This is a genomic window from Klebsiella sp. JN_Kp122 (assembly GCF_040062085.1).
GTDB lineage: Bacteria > Pseudomonadota > Gammaproteobacteria > Enterobacterales > Enterobacteriaceae > Klebsiella > Klebsiella aerogenes.
In genome coordinates this window covers 52650-68131 of the sequence record NZ_JBEAHW010000038.1, presented here as the reverse complement: position 1 = coordinate 68131, position 15482 = coordinate 52650, and the positions used below count along the sequence as shown (strand labels likewise).

The 15482-nt window shown below is 55.8% G+C and carries 14 protein-coding genes; 5 read left to right on the top strand and 9 right to left on the bottom strand.

The window, feature by feature from the left end; translation table 11 throughout:
* Positions 1–16 precede the first annotated feature (16 nt).
* Both rmuC and udp read right to left on the bottom strand, forming a co-directional pair.
* Complete coding sequence (rmuC, locus tag ABLU78_RS15585) at positions 17–1465, bottom strand: DNA recombination protein RmuC (protein ID WP_032713804.1); 1449 nt, start codon at positions 1463–1465, stop codon at positions 17–19.
* A gap of 135 nt (positions 1466–1600) precedes the next feature.
* Positions 1601–2362: a uridine phosphorylase gene (gene udp, locus ABLU78_RS15580; RefSeq protein WP_004181652.1), complete on the bottom strand. Its 762-nt coding sequence runs from the start codon at positions 2360–2362 to the stop codon at positions 1601–1603.
* Positions 2363–2627: 265 nt separating this feature from the next.
* Here udp and ABLU78_RS15575 point away from each other — a divergent pair, with 265 nt between their 5' ends.
* Positions 2628–3440 carry a dienelactone hydrolase family protein gene (locus ABLU78_RS15575; protein WP_015368850.1) on the top strand — a complete coding sequence of 271 codons (813 nt, stop codon included), beginning with the start codon at positions 2628–2630 and terminating at the stop codon, positions 3438–3440.
* 59 nt (positions 3441–3499) lie between these two features.
* Here the strand turns inward: ABLU78_RS15575 and metE are convergent, their stop codons facing one another.
* Entirely contained in the window at positions 3500–5764 is a 2265-nt protein-coding gene (gene metE, locus ABLU78_RS15570; RefSeq protein WP_032713805.1) for a 5-methyltetrahydropteroyltriglutamate--homocysteine S-methyltransferase, read from the bottom strand.
* Positions 5765–5881: 117 nt separating this feature from the next.
* On the opposite strand from metE, the gene metR reads away from it, so the two are divergent.
* Entirely contained in the window at positions 5882–6835 is a 954-nt protein-coding gene (gene metR, locus ABLU78_RS15565) for an HTH-type transcriptional regulator MetR (RefSeq protein ID WP_015703991.1), read from the top strand.
* Here metR and ABLU78_RS15560 read toward each other — a convergent pair.
* The 3 genes from ABLU78_RS15560 to pldB form a co-directional block, all read right to left on the bottom strand.
* Complete coding sequence (locus ABLU78_RS15560; RefSeq protein WP_032713806.1) at positions 6723–7622, bottom strand: carboxylate/amino acid/amine transporter; 900 nt, start codon at positions 7620–7622, stop codon at positions 6723–6725. The two genes, metR and ABLU78_RS15560, sit on opposite strands and share 113 nt — an antisense overlap.
* 88 nt (positions 7623–7710) lie before the next feature.
* Entirely contained in the window at positions 7711–8511 is an 801-nt protein-coding gene (gene yigL / locus ABLU78_RS15555) for a sugar/pyridoxal phosphate phosphatase YigL (RefSeq protein WP_020077589.1), read from the bottom strand.
* A 44-nt stretch (positions 8512–8555) separates the two neighbouring features.
* Entirely contained in the window at positions 8556–9548 is a 993-nt protein-coding gene (pldB, locus tag ABLU78_RS15550; RefSeq protein ID WP_048230033.1) for a lysophospholipase L2, read from the bottom strand.
* 109 nt (positions 9549–9657) lie between these two features.
* On the opposite strand from pldB, the gene rhtB reads away from it, so the two are divergent.
* Positions 9658–10278, top strand: a complete 621-nt coding sequence (gene rhtB, locus ABLU78_RS15545) for a homoserine/homoserine lactone efflux protein (RefSeq protein ID WP_015368855.1) — start codon at positions 9658–9660, stop codon at positions 10276–10278.
* Between the two features lie 161 nt (positions 10279–10439).
* Positions 10440–11348 carry an Rpn family recombination-promoting nuclease/putative transposase gene (locus ABLU78_RS15540; protein WP_048230032.1) on the top strand — a complete coding sequence of 303 codons (909 nt, stop codon included), beginning with the start codon at positions 10440–10442 and terminating at the stop codon, positions 11346–11348.
* A gap of 47 nt (positions 11349–11395) precedes the next feature.
* On the opposite strand, the gene rhtC is transcribed toward ABLU78_RS15540, so the two are convergent.
* The 3 genes from rhtC to pldA all read right to left on the bottom strand — a co-directional run bounded on the left by rhtC (position 11396) and on the right by pldA (position 14844).
* Positions 11396–12016: a threonine export protein RhtC gene (gene rhtC / locus ABLU78_RS15535; RefSeq protein WP_015703986.1), complete on the bottom strand. Its 621-nt coding sequence runs from the start codon at positions 12014–12016 to the stop codon at positions 11396–11398.
* Positions 12017–12077: 61 nt separating this feature from the next.
* On the bottom strand, positions 12078–13904 hold the full coding sequence (gene recQ, locus ABLU78_RS15530) for an ATP-dependent DNA helicase RecQ (RefSeq protein WP_048230030.1): 1827 nt from the start codon (positions 13902–13904) through the stop codon (positions 12078–12080).
* 67 nt (positions 13905–13971) lie between these two features.
* Positions 13972–14844, bottom strand: a complete 873-nt coding sequence (pldA, locus tag ABLU78_RS15525; RefSeq protein ID WP_015703985.1) for a phospholipase A — start codon at positions 14842–14844, stop codon at positions 13972–13974.
* Positions 14845–14997: 153 nt separating this feature from the next.
* On the opposite strand from pldA, the gene yigI reads away from it, so the two are divergent.
* Positions 14998–15462, top strand: a complete 465-nt coding sequence (yigI, locus tag ABLU78_RS15520; protein WP_004097567.1) for an acyl-CoA thioesterase YigI — start codon at positions 14998–15000, stop codon at positions 15460–15462.
* The last annotated feature ends 20 nt before the right edge of the window (positions 15463–15482 follow it).

Here is a 15482-nt window from a genome sequence, read left to right as displayed (position 1 = left end):
CCATTTCCCATACGTTTCAGCTTGGCCTGACGTGCTCGTTTGCGCTCACTGCAGGGTCGGAATCGGCGCTAAACACATCTTCCTGCGGTGAATTTTCATCTTCCTCAAGGCGATATTCTTCATCCTGCGCCGTGGCCTGCTCGACTAAATCAGGATTAATCCCGCGCTTAACCTCGACCCCCAGGCCACGGAATGACTCGGCCTGTACCAGCAGGTTGCCGCGCCCGGAGGCGAGCTTTTTCATCGCCTGGCGATAGTTATCCTGCGCTTTATCAAGGCTTTGACCGATAGCCGACATATCGTCGACAAACAGCCGCATCTTGTCATACAGGCGCCCGGCGCGCTCGGCGATTTTTTGCGCGTTACGGCTTTGATGCTCATAGCGCCACAAGTTGGCGATGGTGCGCAACGCCACCAGCAAGGTTGTCGGGCTAACCAGCATAATATTGTTCTTCAGCGCCTCGCTGATAAGCTCAGGTTGGCGGTCGATAGCCAGCAGGAACGCCGGCTCAACGGGGATGAACATCAGCACATAGTCGAGCGAACGAAGCCCCGGCAGTTGTTGGTAATCTTTACGCCCCAGCAGGCGAATGTGGTTACGCACCGAGGCAATATGCTCCTGTAGCGCCGCTTCGCGGGTGTAGTCGTCGTCAGCGTTGAAGTAGCGCTCATAGGCGACGAGGGTCATTTTGGCGTCGATAACCACGTCTTTGCCCTGCGGCAGACGCACGATAACATCCGGCTGCATCCGCGAGCGGTTATCGGTTTCGATGCTCACCTGAGTTTGATACTCATAGCCTTCGCGCAGGCCGGAGGCCTCCAGCACGCGGGTTAGCACCACTTCTCCCCAGTTGCCCTGAGTTTTGTTATCACCCTTCAGCGCTTTCGTCAGGTTCAGCGCCTCTTGCGCCATCTGTGCGTTCAGCTGTTGCAAATTGCGGATTTCGTGCGCCAGCGTGTGGCGCTCACGCGCCTCCTGGCCGAAGCTGTCCTGCACCTGGCGACGGAAACCGTCGAGCTGTTCGCGCAGCGGCGTCAGCAGGCCATGCAGGCTCTGGCGATTTTGTTCATCAACCCGTCGGTTGCTGTGCTCAAATATGCGGTTCGCCAGGTTTTCAAACTGCTCGCTCAGGCGCTGCTCGCTGTTGACCATCTGGCGAATTTTATCTTCGGCGTGCAACTGCGTGGATTCCAGACGGGTGGTCACTTCACGCAGGTCGGCCTCCAGCGAGGTGTTGATATCACGCAGGCTGCGCAGCTCGTTGTTGAGAAGTTCGCACTCATCGCGCCAGTGCGATTCCTGCACCAGCTGCTGACGTGCGGCGCTAAGTTCAATATCCAGCTCGCGGCGCTCTTCAATGAGATCGGCACGGATTTGATCGGCGCGGGCTTTTGTCGCCAGCCAGCCAACGATTAACCCTGCCGCCAGCGCCACCACGGCGCTCATCACAATAGAGATATCCACAACGCCTCCCCGGCAACCACTTACGGCACAAAAATAGAATTGTGCTGTACAAACGTCCAGTTGAAAAGGATTTTCCTGCGAGGCGCTACGCAAAAAAAGGCCGGAAGATCCGGCCCTGTGAGAAAGAGAGAAGAACTACAGCAGACGGCGCGCCGCTTCCACAACGATTTTCACCGCGTGGCTTTCGGTTTGCTTCATGGTTTCGGCGTTAGGGATCTCTTGCTGGGTACGGTTGACGATAACCCCTGCCACCATCCCGGCGCGCAGGCCCTGGCTGGCGCACATGGTCAGCAGCGTAGCGGATTCCATTTCATAGTTCATGACGCCCATTGCCTGCCACTCTTCCATCGAGCCTTTGAAACGGCTCACGACGCGGCCGGAGAAGGTGTCGTAACGCTCCTGGCCTGGATAGAAGGTATCAGAAGAAGCAGTCACGCCGATATGCGTAGTCGCGCCGATTGATTTCGCCGCTTCCACCAGCGCGGTGGTACAGGCGAAGTCAGCAACGGCCGGGAACTCCATCGGCGCGAAGTGCAGGCTGGCGCCGTCCAGACGGACAGAACCGGTCGTCACCAGTACATCGCCAACATTGATATGCGGCTGAATCGCGCCGGTGGTACCGATACGCAGGAAGGTACGAACCCCCAGCTGCGCCAGCTCTTCCACGGCGATAGAGGTCGACGGGCCGCCGATACCGGTAGAGCAAACAATCACCGGTTTGCCGTCCAGCTCAGCGCGCCAGGAGGTAAATTCACGATGTGATGCCAGCTTAACCGGCTTATCCATCAGCGCGGCGATCTTTTCCACACGCTCCGGATCGCCAGGGACGATAGCCAGCGTAGCCCCTTGTAAATCGTTCTTAGTGAGGCCGAGATGAAAAACATCAGACTTGGACATAAAAAACTCCTCTGTGGGTCGAAGTATCAGCAGAAGCAAAAGGGTACTTTACAGAAGCCACTCGCTTATTTTTGTGATGACAGTCACCATGCATAATAATGATTGCATTTGTTTTTCAACAAATAGTGATTCACATCACATTAACAAGTTATATTCGCGGTCACAGAACAAAAGATAGCCGCTTTCAGGCACTGTGCTTTATTAACGTTCAGTCTAAGAGTCTATATTTATCGATGCGCTAATAAATAAGGGTACGGAGAATACCATGACCACCACCAAGCAACCCGGATTCGCACCTGCAGCCTCGCCGCACGCCTCTACCGCCGTCCATACGTCGGATGAGCACATTACCGCCGGAGAAACCTCGATCCCATCGCAGGGCGAGAATATGCCGGCCTATCACGCCCGCCCGAAAAACGCCGACGGCCCGCTGCCGATCGTTATCGTGGTGCAGGAAATTTTCGGCGTACATGAACATATTCGCGATCTGTGCCGCCGCCTGGCGCAGGAAGGCTATCTGGCGATTGCGCCAGAACTCTACTTCCGCCAGGGCGATCCGAATGAGTACAACGATATCCCTACCCTGTTCAAAGAACTGGTCACTAAGGTGCCTGACGCACAGGTGCTGGCGGATCTCGACCACGTCGCCAGTTGGGCGGCACGCCACGGCGGCGATGCCCATCGTCTGCTGATCACCGGTTTCTGCTGGGGCGGTCGCATCACCTGGCTGTATGCCGCGCATAACCCGCAGTTGAAGGCAGGCGTCGCCTGGTATGGCAAACTGGTGGGAGAAAAATCGCTGAATTCGCCAAAACACCCGGTGGATATCGCTGTCGATCTCAACGCGCCGGTACTTGGCCTGTACGGCGCTAAAGACGCCAGCATTCCGCAGGATACCGTCGAGACCATGCGCCAGGCGCTGCGGGCGGCAAATGCGAACGCTGAGATCGTGGTCTATCCCGAGGCCGATCACGCCTTTAACGCCGACTATCGCGCCAGCTATCACGAAGAGTCAGCCAAAGACGGCTGGCAGCGGATGCTGGACTGGTTTGCTCAATATGGCGGTAAAAAAGGGTAACTCGCCTGATACATGAAAAGAGGAGGCCGTGGCCTCCTCTGTTGTTTTCCGCGTATCTATCAGGCTGATTCGCGCAGATTCTGCGCCGCTTGCACCATGTTAGCCAGCGCGGCGCGGGTTTCCGGCCAGCCACGAGTTTTCAGGCCGCAGTCCGGGTTAACCCACAAGCGCTCCGCCGGAATACGCTGCGCGGCCTTCTCCAGCAACCCTTCAATCCACTCCACGCTCGGTACGTTTGGCGAGTGAATATCATAAACGCCCGGGCCGATTTCGTTCGGATATTCGAACTCTTCGAACGACTCCAGCAGTTCCATGTCAGAGCGCGAGGTTTCAATGGTGATGACGTCGGCATCCAGCGCGGCGATAGAATCCATGATGTCATTGAACTCGCAATAACACATGTGGGTATGAATCTGGGTGTCATCCTTAGCAACCGCGGCGTTGATGCGGAAAGCTTCGACGCCCCACCGTAGATAAGCATCCCAATCACTGCGCTTCAGCGGCAGACCTTCGCGCAGTGCCGGTTCATCAATCTGAATAATACCGATACCGGCCGCCTCCAGATCCGCCACTTCATCGCGCAGCGCCAGCGCAATCTGCTTCGCGATGGTTTCACGGCTGACATCTTCGCGCGGGAAGGACCAGCACAGAATGGTCACCGGACCGGTCAACATGCCTTTGACCGGCTTGTCGGTAAGAGACTGCGCGTACTTCGCCCACTCGACGGTGATCGCTTGCGGACGGCTGACGTCGCCGATAACCACCGGCGGCTTCACGCAGCGAGAGCCATAGCTTTGCACCCAACCGTTTTGCGTAAAAATGAAACCGTCCAGATGCTCACCGAAATACTCCACCATGTCATTACGCTCGGCTTCTCCGTGCACCAGCACGTCTAAACCCAGACGTTCTTGTTCGACGATCGCCTGCTTAATATGTTCGGCAATACCCGTCCGATAATGACTGGCATCAAGATTGCCCTTTTTGAAGTCCAGACGTAGGGTACGAATTTCGGTTGTCTGCGGGAATGAACCGATCGTCGTCGTCGGCCATGCTGGCAGGTTAAAGCGCCTGCGCTGCGCCTGTGCGCGCTCGGCATAAGGACTGGCGCGCTGGCTGTCCTGAGCGGTGATTGCCGCCAGCCGTTTTTCCACTGCCGCGTTGTGTACGCGAGTCGAATGGCGACGAGCCTGGATTGGCGCGCTCCACGCCTCGATCGCCGTCGTATCACCGCTGTTCAGCGCATCGCGCAGCAGCGCCAGTTCGCCGCACTTCTGCAGGGCGAAAGCAAACCAACTTTTTACTTCGGCATCAAGACGGGTCTCTACGCTCAGATCGATCGGGCTATGCAGCAAGGAGCAGGAAGAGGCGACCCATAGTTCGCGTTGACCGACAATCGCCTTAATTTGCGCATATTTTTCCGTGAGATCGGCGCGCCAGACGTTACGACCGTTGATCAGCCCGGCGGATAACAGCCAGTCGGCCGGCAGACGTTTATGTAGTTCAGCAACATCATCTTTGCCATGCACCAGATCGACGTGAAGCCCCTGTACCGGCAGCGCGGTGATAACATCAAGGTTGTCGGCGATCCCTTCAAAATAGGTAGTCAGCAGTAGTTTTACCTGCCCCTGCAGGGCTTCATAAGCTGGTTTAAAGGCATCCAACCATGCTTGCGGCAGCTCCAGTACCAGCGCCGGTTCATCAATCTGCACCCACTCAATGCCGCGTTTCGCCAGCTCGCCCAGTACCTGCTGGTAAACCGGAAGGATATCGTTCAGCAGGCTTAAACGGTCAAACTGTTCGCCTTTTACTTTGCCCAGCCACAGATACGTTACCGGCCCCAGCAGTACAGGCTTAATCTTGTGGCCCAGCGCCAGCGCTTCGTCCACCTCATCCAGCAGTTGAGTCCAGCTCAGCTTGAACTGCTGGCCCTGGACAAATTCCGGCACCATGTAGTGATAGTTGGTATTGAACCACTTGGTCATTTCCGCGGCAGCAGCGGGTTCGCCGGTCGGCGCGCGACCGCGACCAATACGGAACAGAGTATCGATATCGACGGTGCCGTCTTTGTTCTGATGACGAGCCGGCACGTTGCCCAACAGCAGGCTGGTGGTCAGAACATGGTCGTACCAGGCAAAATCGCCCACCGGCAGCAGATCAATGCCCGCCTGTTTCTGCTGCTCCCAGTGACGAGCGCGCAGTTCGCGACCTACCGCCAGCAGATCTTCACGCGTGGCCTTGCCCGCCCAGTAGCTCTCTTGCGCTTTTTTCAGCTCGCGGCGAAGGCCAACGCGAGGAAAACCGAGGGTGTGATTGAGGATTGTCATGTTATGCCCCTTATGGAATTTTTTGCATTTAGCCATCCAGATGTTTACACATCCATAATGTAAAGGTACTGTATATTCCTCAAGCGCAAATTATTCATGCCGAAGTGAAGGACATTCATGATCGAGATTAAGCACCTGAAAACGCTACAGGCGTTGCGGAACAGCGGTTCGCTGGCGGGCGCGGCGGCGGCCCTGCACCAAACCCAGTCGGCCCTGTCCCACCAGTTTAGCGATCTGGAACAGCGCCTTGGCTTCCGTTTGTTTGTGCGTAAAAGCCAGCCGCTACGCTTCACGCCGCAAGGAGAAATTCTGCTGCAGTTGGCCAATCAGGTACTGCCGCAGATCGCTCGCGCGCTACAGGATTGCAATGAACCACAGCAAACCCGTCTGCGGCTGGCGATTGAGTGCCATAGCTGTATTCAATGGCTCACCCCGGCGCTGGAAAGCTTCCGCGCCCGCTGGCCGCTGGTGGAAGTTGATTTTCAGTCCGGCGTCACCTTTGACCCGCAGCCAGCCCTGCAGCAGGGTGAACTCGATCTGGTGATGACCTCAGATATTTTGCCGCGTAGCGGCCTGCACTATTCACCAATGTTTGATTATGAAGTTCGTCTGGTGTTAGCTCCGGAACATCCGCTGGCGGCAAAAACGCGCATCTCCCCGGAAGATCTGGCTGCGGAAACGTTACTGATTTATCCGGTACAGCGCGGGCGGCTGGATATCTGGCGCCACTTCCTGCAACCGGCGGGGATCAGCCCACAGTTGAAAAGTGTCGATAACACGCTGCTGTTGATTCAGATGGTTGCCGCACGAATGGGTATTGCCGCCCTGCCGCACTGGGTGGTGGAAAGTTTTGAACGCCAGGGTTTGATTGTCACCAAAACCCTGGGAGAAGGACTGTGGAGCCGGCTGTATGCTGCAGTGCGCGATGGCGAGCAACGCCAGCCGGTAACAGAAGCGTTTATTCGCTCAGCGCGGAACCACGCTTGCGATCATCTGCCGTTTGTACGGAGTGCGGAGCGACCCAGCGGCGATGGACCCATAGCGAAGCCAGGATTACCAGCGCGCCAATGATAAAGCTTGGCCAGTGAGGCTGCTCCTGCCAGATAGCGAGATTAACCAACAGCCCGGCGGGGACGTGAACGTTATTCATGATCCCCAACGTACCGGCATCCACCTGCGTCGCGCCGTAGTTCCACATGAAATAACCCAATCCGGATGCGACCACGCCAAGCCAGACCAGGATTCCCCACTGCAGGCCGGTAGTCGGTAGCCTCTGCGGATTGCCCAGCATAAACCACGCCGCTACCGCCACAATAAAGGCGCCGACATAGAACCAGGCAAAAGCATTATGTTGCGGCATCGGGCGGACTTCCATCAAACGCTTGTAGCCCACCATGCCGATGGCGAAGCAGATATTCGACAACTGCACCAGCAATAGCCCGGTCCAGAAATGATCGCTGACTTTGTCATAGCGGATGATCGCCGCCCCTAACACCGCCAGCGCCGCGCTAAGCAGATAGCCCCAGCGCAGTTTACGACCGCTGAGCAGATCGTAAATCAGGGTGATATACAGCGGGGTAAAGACCGTAAACAACAGAAATTCCGAGACCGTCAGATAAAGATAGGCGCGGAAAGCCAGCAAATACATGATGCCAAGCTGCATCGCCCCCACTAGCATATAGAGTACGATGGTGCGCGGAGACTGGCCGCGCGTACGCAGGAAAGGCAAAAACACCAGCGCTGCCAGGCCCACGCGCATCAGCACGGAAAAATAGCTATCGACGCTACCGGCAAGGTATTCGCCAATCAGGCTAAAAGAAAAGGCCCACAGGATAGTGGTGATAATTAATAGCGCCACAATGGTCGTCTCATTGAATAAAGAACAGGCATTGTAGCGGAGAGAGAGGTTGACGACTGGCCAGTTATTAGCCAGTCGTCAATCTTTATCAATCGAGGTACAGCTTGCGCAGGTAATGCGGTACGGCATCCTCAGCATTGCTGCCGATCACTTCCAGCTCCGGATGCAAATCCTTCAACCGCTGATGGGCGTTCGCCATGATGCAGCCTTTACCGGCCATCGACAGCATCTCGGCGTCGTTCATGCCGTCGCCAAAGGCGATACACTCTTTGAGGCTGTAGCCGAGCATTTTCGCGACGGCCTCCAGCGCATGCCCCTTCGAAACACCACCAGCCATCACTTCAAGACAAGTTAGTGTGGAGAAACTCACATTCACGCGGTCGCCCCAGCGCGCGTTGATAGCCTGCTCAAGCGGCAGCAGATGTTCATGATCTTCACAAGTGAAGAAAACTTTGCTGATGCCATCCGCATCCAGCTCGCCCGGTTCATAAAGCTTGTAGTTGAACACCGCCTCTTTGAAGAAGCGCATCTCTTCCGGGCGATGGCGATTCATAAACCATTCATCTTCACGATAGACGTTGGTCACAATCTTCACATCGTTACGCACCATCTCAAACAGATCGCTGGCGATATCGCGATCGAGGTTATGAGCGAAGATTTGTTTACCTTCGCTATCGTGTACCCGCGCGCCGTTAGAGGTGATCATGTACGACTTAATGCCGAGATTATCGCGGATCTGCCCCACATCGATGTAGTGGCGGCCAGTGGCGAAAACGAAATTTATCCCGCGCGCGGTGAGTAGCTTCAGCGTCTCTTTGGCATAGGGGGTGAGGAAATGGTCGGGGGAAAGCAGCGTGCCATCTAAATCAGACGCAACAACCTGGTACATAAAAAATTTAACCTCTAAGCAGGGCGACGAGATCTATCGTCGGATTAAGTATGTCGATTGAAAAAATCGACGATGGCATTTAGCGCGACTGAGCGCATAGCGTCCTTTTCAAAAAGGATCTCGTGATATGCCCCTTCAATAACGAGCGGCTTATCGCCTTCACAAGGGTGCCCGGCAGCGGAACAGAGTTCACAATAGCGGTCGTGCATCAGGTTATCGACCACCTTTTCATCCTCGGCCTGAATCAATAACGTCGGAGTCGTATCTTTCTCGACGCCAGACAATATCTCTTCGCCGGCCAGAATACCTTCGCGCACCCAGTGATAGGTCGGCCCGCCGACGCGCAACCGCGGATCGTCGGCATAAAAACGCAGGTTGCGACGATAGCGCTGACGGCTATGAGTCAACACATTGAGCGAAAACGGCAGCGCCCGCCAGCGGCCCGTACCGATGGCATACTCTTCACGAATACGCTGATGGCCCTCAGCCCAGTCGAGAATATGGCGCACCATCCAGTCCGGCAGGCGCATGATGATGCCAAACATTGGCGCGCATAAGGCAATGGCGTCGCAATGCTGCCGGTGACGCTGCAAGAACAGCGTGGCAATGGCGCCGCCCATCGAGTGGGCGAGAATAAAACGTTTACGCCAGTGGCCGGGAACCACTTCCTGCTGCCAGAGCGCAGCCAGATCGTCAACATAATCGCTAAAGCGCACAACATGACCGCGGTGGGTATCAGACAGCAACCTACCGGAACGCCCCTGGCCGCGATGATCGATAATCATCACGTCAAAGCCGCTGTGGAAGAGATCGTAGGCTAGTTCGGCATACTTCACGTAGCTTTCGATGCGGCCGGGGCAAATGACCACCAGCCGGTCGTTATTTGCGGCACAAAAGCGCACAAAGCGTACCGGAACCTTATCGACGCCCGTAAATTCAGCTTCTTCCCGCTGATGCCAGAAATCCGTCAGCGGCCCCATGGTAAAGGCCGCAAACGCGTTTTCTCGTGTGTCCCAGTCCTTTTGCTGCCCAAACATCGGGTTTACACCCCTGTTAACCGCTGAAAATCGTTTTTTTGTCGCACATCACACAATGCTGATGCAATAGCGTATTGTGGCATAAAAATAGACAATCAGGGAGATTCTCATGACCTTCGAGTGGTGGTTCGCTTATCTGCTGACATCAATCATTCTCAGCCTGTCGCCGGGTTCCGGCGCGATCAATACCATGACCACATCCATCAACCACGGCTATCGCGGCGCGGCGGCCTCTATTGCCGGCCTGCAAACCGGATTGGCCATTCATATCGTGCTGGTCGGCGTCGGTCTGGGCACGCTCTTCTCCCGCTCGGTACTGGCATTCGAAGTGTTGAAATGGGCGGGCGCGGCATATCTTATTTGGCTGGGGATCCAGCAGTGGCGGGCGGCGGGTTCAATTGACCTGAATACGCTGGCGCGAACTCAAAGCCGCGGTAAGCTCTATAAACGCGCGGTGTTCGTCAATCTGACCAACCCAAAAAGTATCGTCTTCCTCGCCGCGCTGTTTCCCCAGTTCATCGTCCCGCATCAGCCGCAGGTGATGCAGTACCTGGTACTCGGCGTCACCACCATTGTGGTCGATATCATTGTGATGATCGGTTACGCGACGCTGGCGCAGCGCATTGCGGCCTGGATTAAAGGTCCGAAGCAGATGAAGGCGCTGAATAAAGTGTTTGGCTCGCTGTTTATGCTGGTGGGGGCGCTGCTCGCTTCCGCCCGTCACGCCTGAAACTGGAATGACGCTCGCACAGCGCGAGGCCACTTGCGGCCGGAGTCGTATTATCACGCGTGCTGGCGCGCAAAGATGAAAGAGACTTTATCCGCGCGCTGTCGGCCCCGCCTTTTCAGTGCCAGAATGCCGCCATTGGGTTTATTCACGGATGAACGAAAATGGCGGAAACGGCAACCCCTCATGATGCAGTCTTTAAGACCTTTCTGTCGCGGGTCGAAACGGCGCGCGATTTTATCGAGATCCACCTTCCACCGGCGTTAATTCAGGTTTGTAAACTGGATACGCTGCGCCTGGAATCCGGGAGTTTTCTGGAAGATGACCTGCGGCCCTACTACAGCGATATTCTGTATTCGCTGGAGACAAACCGCGGCCCGGGGTATATTCATGTTCTGATAGAACACCAGAGTTCACCTGATAAACTGATGGCATTCCGCCTGATGCGCTACGCCATCGCCGCCATGCAGAGGCATCTGGAGAATGGTCATAAAACGTTACCGCTGGTAATTCCCATTCTCTTTTATCAAGGACGTCGCAGCCCCTATCCCTGGTCGCTGAACTGGCTGGATAATTTTGACGACTCGATGCTTGCCCATCAGCTCTATTCAGGTGCATTTCCGCTGGTCGATATTACGGTGATCCCTGATGACGAAATTATGCGCCACCGCAGTATGGCGGCGCTTACGCTGGTACAAAAACATATTCGCCAGCGCGATATGGCACAGCTGCTTGACAAGTTGACCCACCTCTTAATGTTGGAGCAGATGAGCGGACAACAAATCGCCGTGCTGATAAAATATATGGCTCAGGCGGGAGAAGCTCAGGATATTCGGGCACTATTGTATGGGCTGGCACAGCGTGTGCCGCAGCATGGAGGAATGCTAATGACTCTGGCAGAAACGTGGCTCGCAGAAGGCAGAGAGAAAGGTATCAAAGAAGGCATCAAAGAAGGAAAACTACAGGCCCTTTTACAGGTCGCCGCAGCGATGCTCAATCGCGGCTTGGATGACGATGCTATCCTGGAAATGACCGGTTTGACCAGGGATGAACTACAGCGCCTTCGTCACTAATGTCTGCCCCACCCGGCAACAAACCGGGTGGATAATCGCATGACGAGTTAGCGCGAAATGATCAGATGAATGCCGAAACCGGCAAACAGGGTTCCTGCGATGCCGTCTATCCACTTTGCCATCCGCTGATAGCCGCGGCGCATTTTCGGCAGTGCGAAGAGGCTGGCTACGATGGTGAACCACGCCAGCGTTTCAAGGACGATCAGCAGGAAAATCCCCCAACGCGCCCCGGCGCCAATGTTATCGCCAACGAACAGTGAAAAGACGGAACCGAAGTAGATAATCGCTTTCGGATTGGCGAGATTGGTCAGCAGGCCCTTCAGGAAACTGCGCCCGCTACGCGCCAGCTCAACCTGCGGTTCCGCTGCCGATACATCGGTTTTCTTCAACGCGCCGCGCAGCATTTGATAGCCCATCCAGCACAGATACAGCCCACCGCCGACCATAATCAACGTATGCAGCCAGGCCATTTTCTCGATAATCAGATGCAAGCCGAGCAGCGCTACGCCCGCCCAGACCATTACGCCGCCGGTGATTCCCAACACGCCCATCATCGCCTCTTTGCGCGAGCGGCTCACCGCGGTTTGCGAAACAAAGAAAAAATCCGGCCCCGGACTCATTAGCGCAATGATGTGCACCAGCGCCACGGTGAGAAAAAGCATCAACATGTTTAACTCGCAGGGAAATAGTGAAGAAGGAAACTATTCTGGCACCTTTTCCCGCGGCTGACTACTCATCATCACCATCGACATGAGCACGTATCAGCGCCATGAATTCTTTACCGAAGCGCTCAAGCTTGCGGGTCCCCACGCCGTTGACGCTGAGCATTTCCCCGGCGGTGAGCGGCGACTGTTCGGCCATCTCAATAAGCGTCGCGTCGTTAAAGACGACATAGGGCGGGATATTCTCCTCGTCGGCGATCGCTTTACGTAATTTACGCAGCTTGGCGAACAGCTTGCGGTCATAATTGCCGCCGAAGGATTTCTGCATCGCTTTCGGTTTTAGCGCCACGATACGCGGCACGGCGAGCTGCAGCGGGACTTCACCGCGCAGTACCGGACGCGCGGCCTCGGTGAGCTGCAGCGCGGAGTGCTGGGCAATATTTTGCGTAACCAGTCCGAGGTGAATTAACTGACGAATCACGCTCACCCAATGCTCGTGGCTCTGCTCGCGACCAATACCGTACACCGGCAGTTTATCGTGGTTCAGGTCACGGATACGCTGATTGTTGGCGCCGCGGAGTACTTCAACCACATAGCCCATCCCGAAGCGCTGATTCACCCGATAAATAGTTGAAAGCGCCTTACGCGCGTCCATTAAGCCATCGTACTGCTTTGGCGGATCAAGACAGATATCACAGTTGCCGCACGGCTCCTGACGCCCTTCGCCAAAATAGTTCAGCAGCACCAGACGGCGACAGGTCTGCGCTTCGGCAAAGGCGCCCATCGCATTCAGCTTATGACGTTCAATATCCTGCAGCGGCCCGGCGGGCTTCTCCTCCAGGCAGCGGCGCAGCCACGCCATATCCGCCGGATCGTAAAACAGCATCGCTTCCGCCGGCAGCCCGTCACGCCCGGCGCGACCGGTTTCCTGATAATAGGATTCAATGTTGCGCGGGATATCAAAGTGCACCACAAAACGGACGTTCGGCTTGTTAATGCCCATACCGAAGGCCACCGTCGCCACCACGATCTGCAGATCGTCGCGCTGGAATTTCTCCTGCACGTCGGCACGAATATCATTTTCCAGACCAGCATGGTAGGCCGCCGCGCTGATGCCGCGGCTTTGCAGCCTGGCGGCGGTGTCTTCAACTTTAGAACGGCTGTTACAGTAGATAATCCCTGATTTACCGCGCTGATTCTGGACGTAACGCATCAGCTGATCGAGCGGCTTAAATTTCTCCATCAGCATATAGCGGATATTGGGGCGATCGAAGCTACTGACCTGAATCAGCGGATCGTTGAGCCCCAGCAGGCGAACAATATCGCGGCGGGTGGTGTCATCCGCGGTGGCGGTGAGCGCCATAAACGGAATATGCGGCATCCGCTGGCGCAGCTGGCCCAACGCGGCATATTCCGGGCGGAAATCATGGCCCCACTGCGAGATACAGTGCGCCTCATCTACCGCCAGCATCGCTAAGTTCCAGTGGCTCAGATGCTCGAGAAAGTTGTCCAGCATCAGGCGTTCCGGCGCGATATACAGCAGACGAATCTGCCCGCTGCGGCAGCCCGCCATCACTTCTTGCTGCTGCTCGCGGCTTTGCGTTGAATTAAGACAGGCCGCGGCGACGCCGTTCGCCAGCAGCTGATCGACCTGGTCTTTCATCAGCGAAATCAGCGGCGACACGACAACCGTCAGGCCGCCGAGGACCAATGCAGGTACCTGGTAGCACAGCGACTTACCGCCGCCGGTCGGCATCACTACAAGGCAATCGCGGCCTTCCAGCGCCGTGGCGATAATCGATTCCTGGCCCGGGCGGAACTGCTGGTAGCCGAAGGTCTCTTGTAAAACCTGCTTAGCCAGCGATTCCTGATTTAATACTTCCGCCTGTGCCACGTTGACCCCATTCGCCTGAAAAGAAAACAGGCGCTATTTTCAGCGCCTGCGAGCCAGAGTGCAACGATTAAAACAGATCGTTGAGCATCACGCCGACGCCGACGCGCGTCTGATTGAAGTTATAGTCGATGAGCGACTCGCCATAACCGCTGTAGATTTGAGTATAGGCGCGCACATGTTTGGTAATAGGATAACTGACCCCGACTTCCGCGCCGCCGTAGCCGGTATTCCAGTTATATTGCCCCTGAGCGCTAAAAATAGCCTCCCCCAGCTGGTAGCCAATCTTCAGGCGGTAGTAACCCATGTATTTGGTGATATCGGGGTTATCATCGGTACTGCCGACCACATACCACGGCTTCACTTCAACCAGCCAGTTACCGTTTTGCGCCATCAGGCGAGTATACAGGCGGTTCCAGCTACGTGACGTTGGATCGGAACGGCCGTTAGAGTCGTGGTTATAGCCGACTTCGATATCGCGCAAGGTCCAGCCGGCAAACTCATAATCCGTCGCGAAGCCAAGGAAGAGCTGAGGCTCGTAGTTGGTTTCGCGAAACGGCGCCGAGCCTTTACTGTTAGAGAGCTGCCACCAGGATTTTTGCGTATAGGAGGCGCCAAGCAGCGAATTATCGCCGAGAATACCGCGCCACAACGGGAACGCCAGGCTGAGCTGGAACTTCACCTCATCCTTACGCGCGTCATCGGCCCAGTCGTAACTACGAATTGCCTCTTTATTGAGATCGCTGGTCCATGTATAGAGCAGATAGTTGCTCTCATAAGGATAAAGCAGGAACGGATTATCATGATCCTGCAGCAGGTTGGCGATAATACTGCCCCGTACCGCGGGTTTGTCATGAACGGTTTGTTCAATCGGCGCGTCCTGCGCCAGAACGCCTGCTGGTAACGCGCTAAGCGCCAGCAGCCAGGCTAAAGAGATACGCATTACTGTTCTCCTGAAGAATGGTTCTTATTAATGTTTTGTCCTGCTGCCATTCTACCTATTTATCCACCTCCCGCTGCGTTATCGCCTCCGAAAGTGGAAATCAATATTTTTGAAGCATAAAATCAACATTTCATTAACGAATGGACCTCTGCTATGTCTGAACTGACCGCCGCCGCCGCGCTAAAGCTGGTGGGCGAGATTTTTGTTTATCACATGCCTTTTAACCGTGCCCTTGGGCTGGAACTGGAACGGTATGAAAAAGAGTTTGCCCAGCTCAGCTTTAATAATCAGCCGATGATGGTTGGCAACTGGGCGCAGAGTATTCTGCACGGCGGCGTTATTGCGTCTGCGCTGGATGTCGCCGCGGGGTTGGTCTGCGTCGGCAGCACCCTGACTCGCCATGACACCATCAACGAAGAAGAGCTGCGCCAGCGCCTCTCGCGGATGGGAACTATCGATTTGCGCGTCGATTATTTACGCCCTGGCCGCGGCGAACGCTTCACCGCGACCAGCAGCCTGCTGCGTGCCGGAAACAAAGTCGCCGTGGCTCGCGTCGAGCTGCATAACGAAGAGCAGGTTTATATCGCCAGCGCCACGGCCACCTATATGGTGGGTTGATTGCCGCAGATCGAGTAACA

Coding starts and splice junctions, on each gene's coding strand:
- rhtB (WP_015368855.1), top strand. CDS start 9,658: ATGACCTTCGAGTGGTGGTTCGCTTATCTGCTGACATCAATCATTCTC.
- ABLU78_RS15575 (WP_015368850.1), top strand. CDS start 2,628: ATGACCACCACCAAGCAACCCGGATTCGCACCTGCAGCCTCGCCGCAC.
- yigI (WP_004097567.1), top strand. CDS start 14,998: ATGTCTGAACTGACCGCCGCCGCCGCGCTAAAGCTGGTGGGCGAGATT.
- ABLU78_RS15540 (WP_048230032.1), top strand. CDS start 10,440: ATGGCGGAAACGGCAACCCCTCATGATGCAGTCTTTAAGACCTTTCTG.
- udp (WP_004181652.1), bottom strand. CDS start 2,362: ATGTCCAAGTCTGATGTTTTTCATCTCGGCCTCACTAAGAACGATTTA.
- yigL (WP_020077589.1), bottom strand. CDS start 8,511: ATGTACCAGGTTGTTGCGTCTGATTTAGATGGCACGCTGCTTTCCCCC.
- pldA (WP_015703985.1), bottom strand. CDS start 14,844: ATGCGTATCTCTTTAGCCTGGCTGCTGGCGCTTAGCGCGTTACCAGCA.
- rhtC (WP_015703986.1), bottom strand. CDS start 12,016: ATGTTGATGCTTTTTCTCACCGTGGCGCTGGTGCACATCATTGCGCTA.
- metR (WP_015703991.1), top strand. CDS start 5,882: ATGATCGAGATTAAGCACCTGAAAACGCTACAGGCGTTGCGGAACAGC.
- pldB (WP_048230033.1), bottom strand. CDS start 9,548: ATGTTTGGGCAGCAAAAGGACTGGGACACACGAGAAAACGCGTTTGCG.
- metE (WP_032713805.1), bottom strand. CDS start 5,764: ATGACAATCCTCAATCACACCCTCGGTTTTCCTCGCGTTGGCCTTCGC.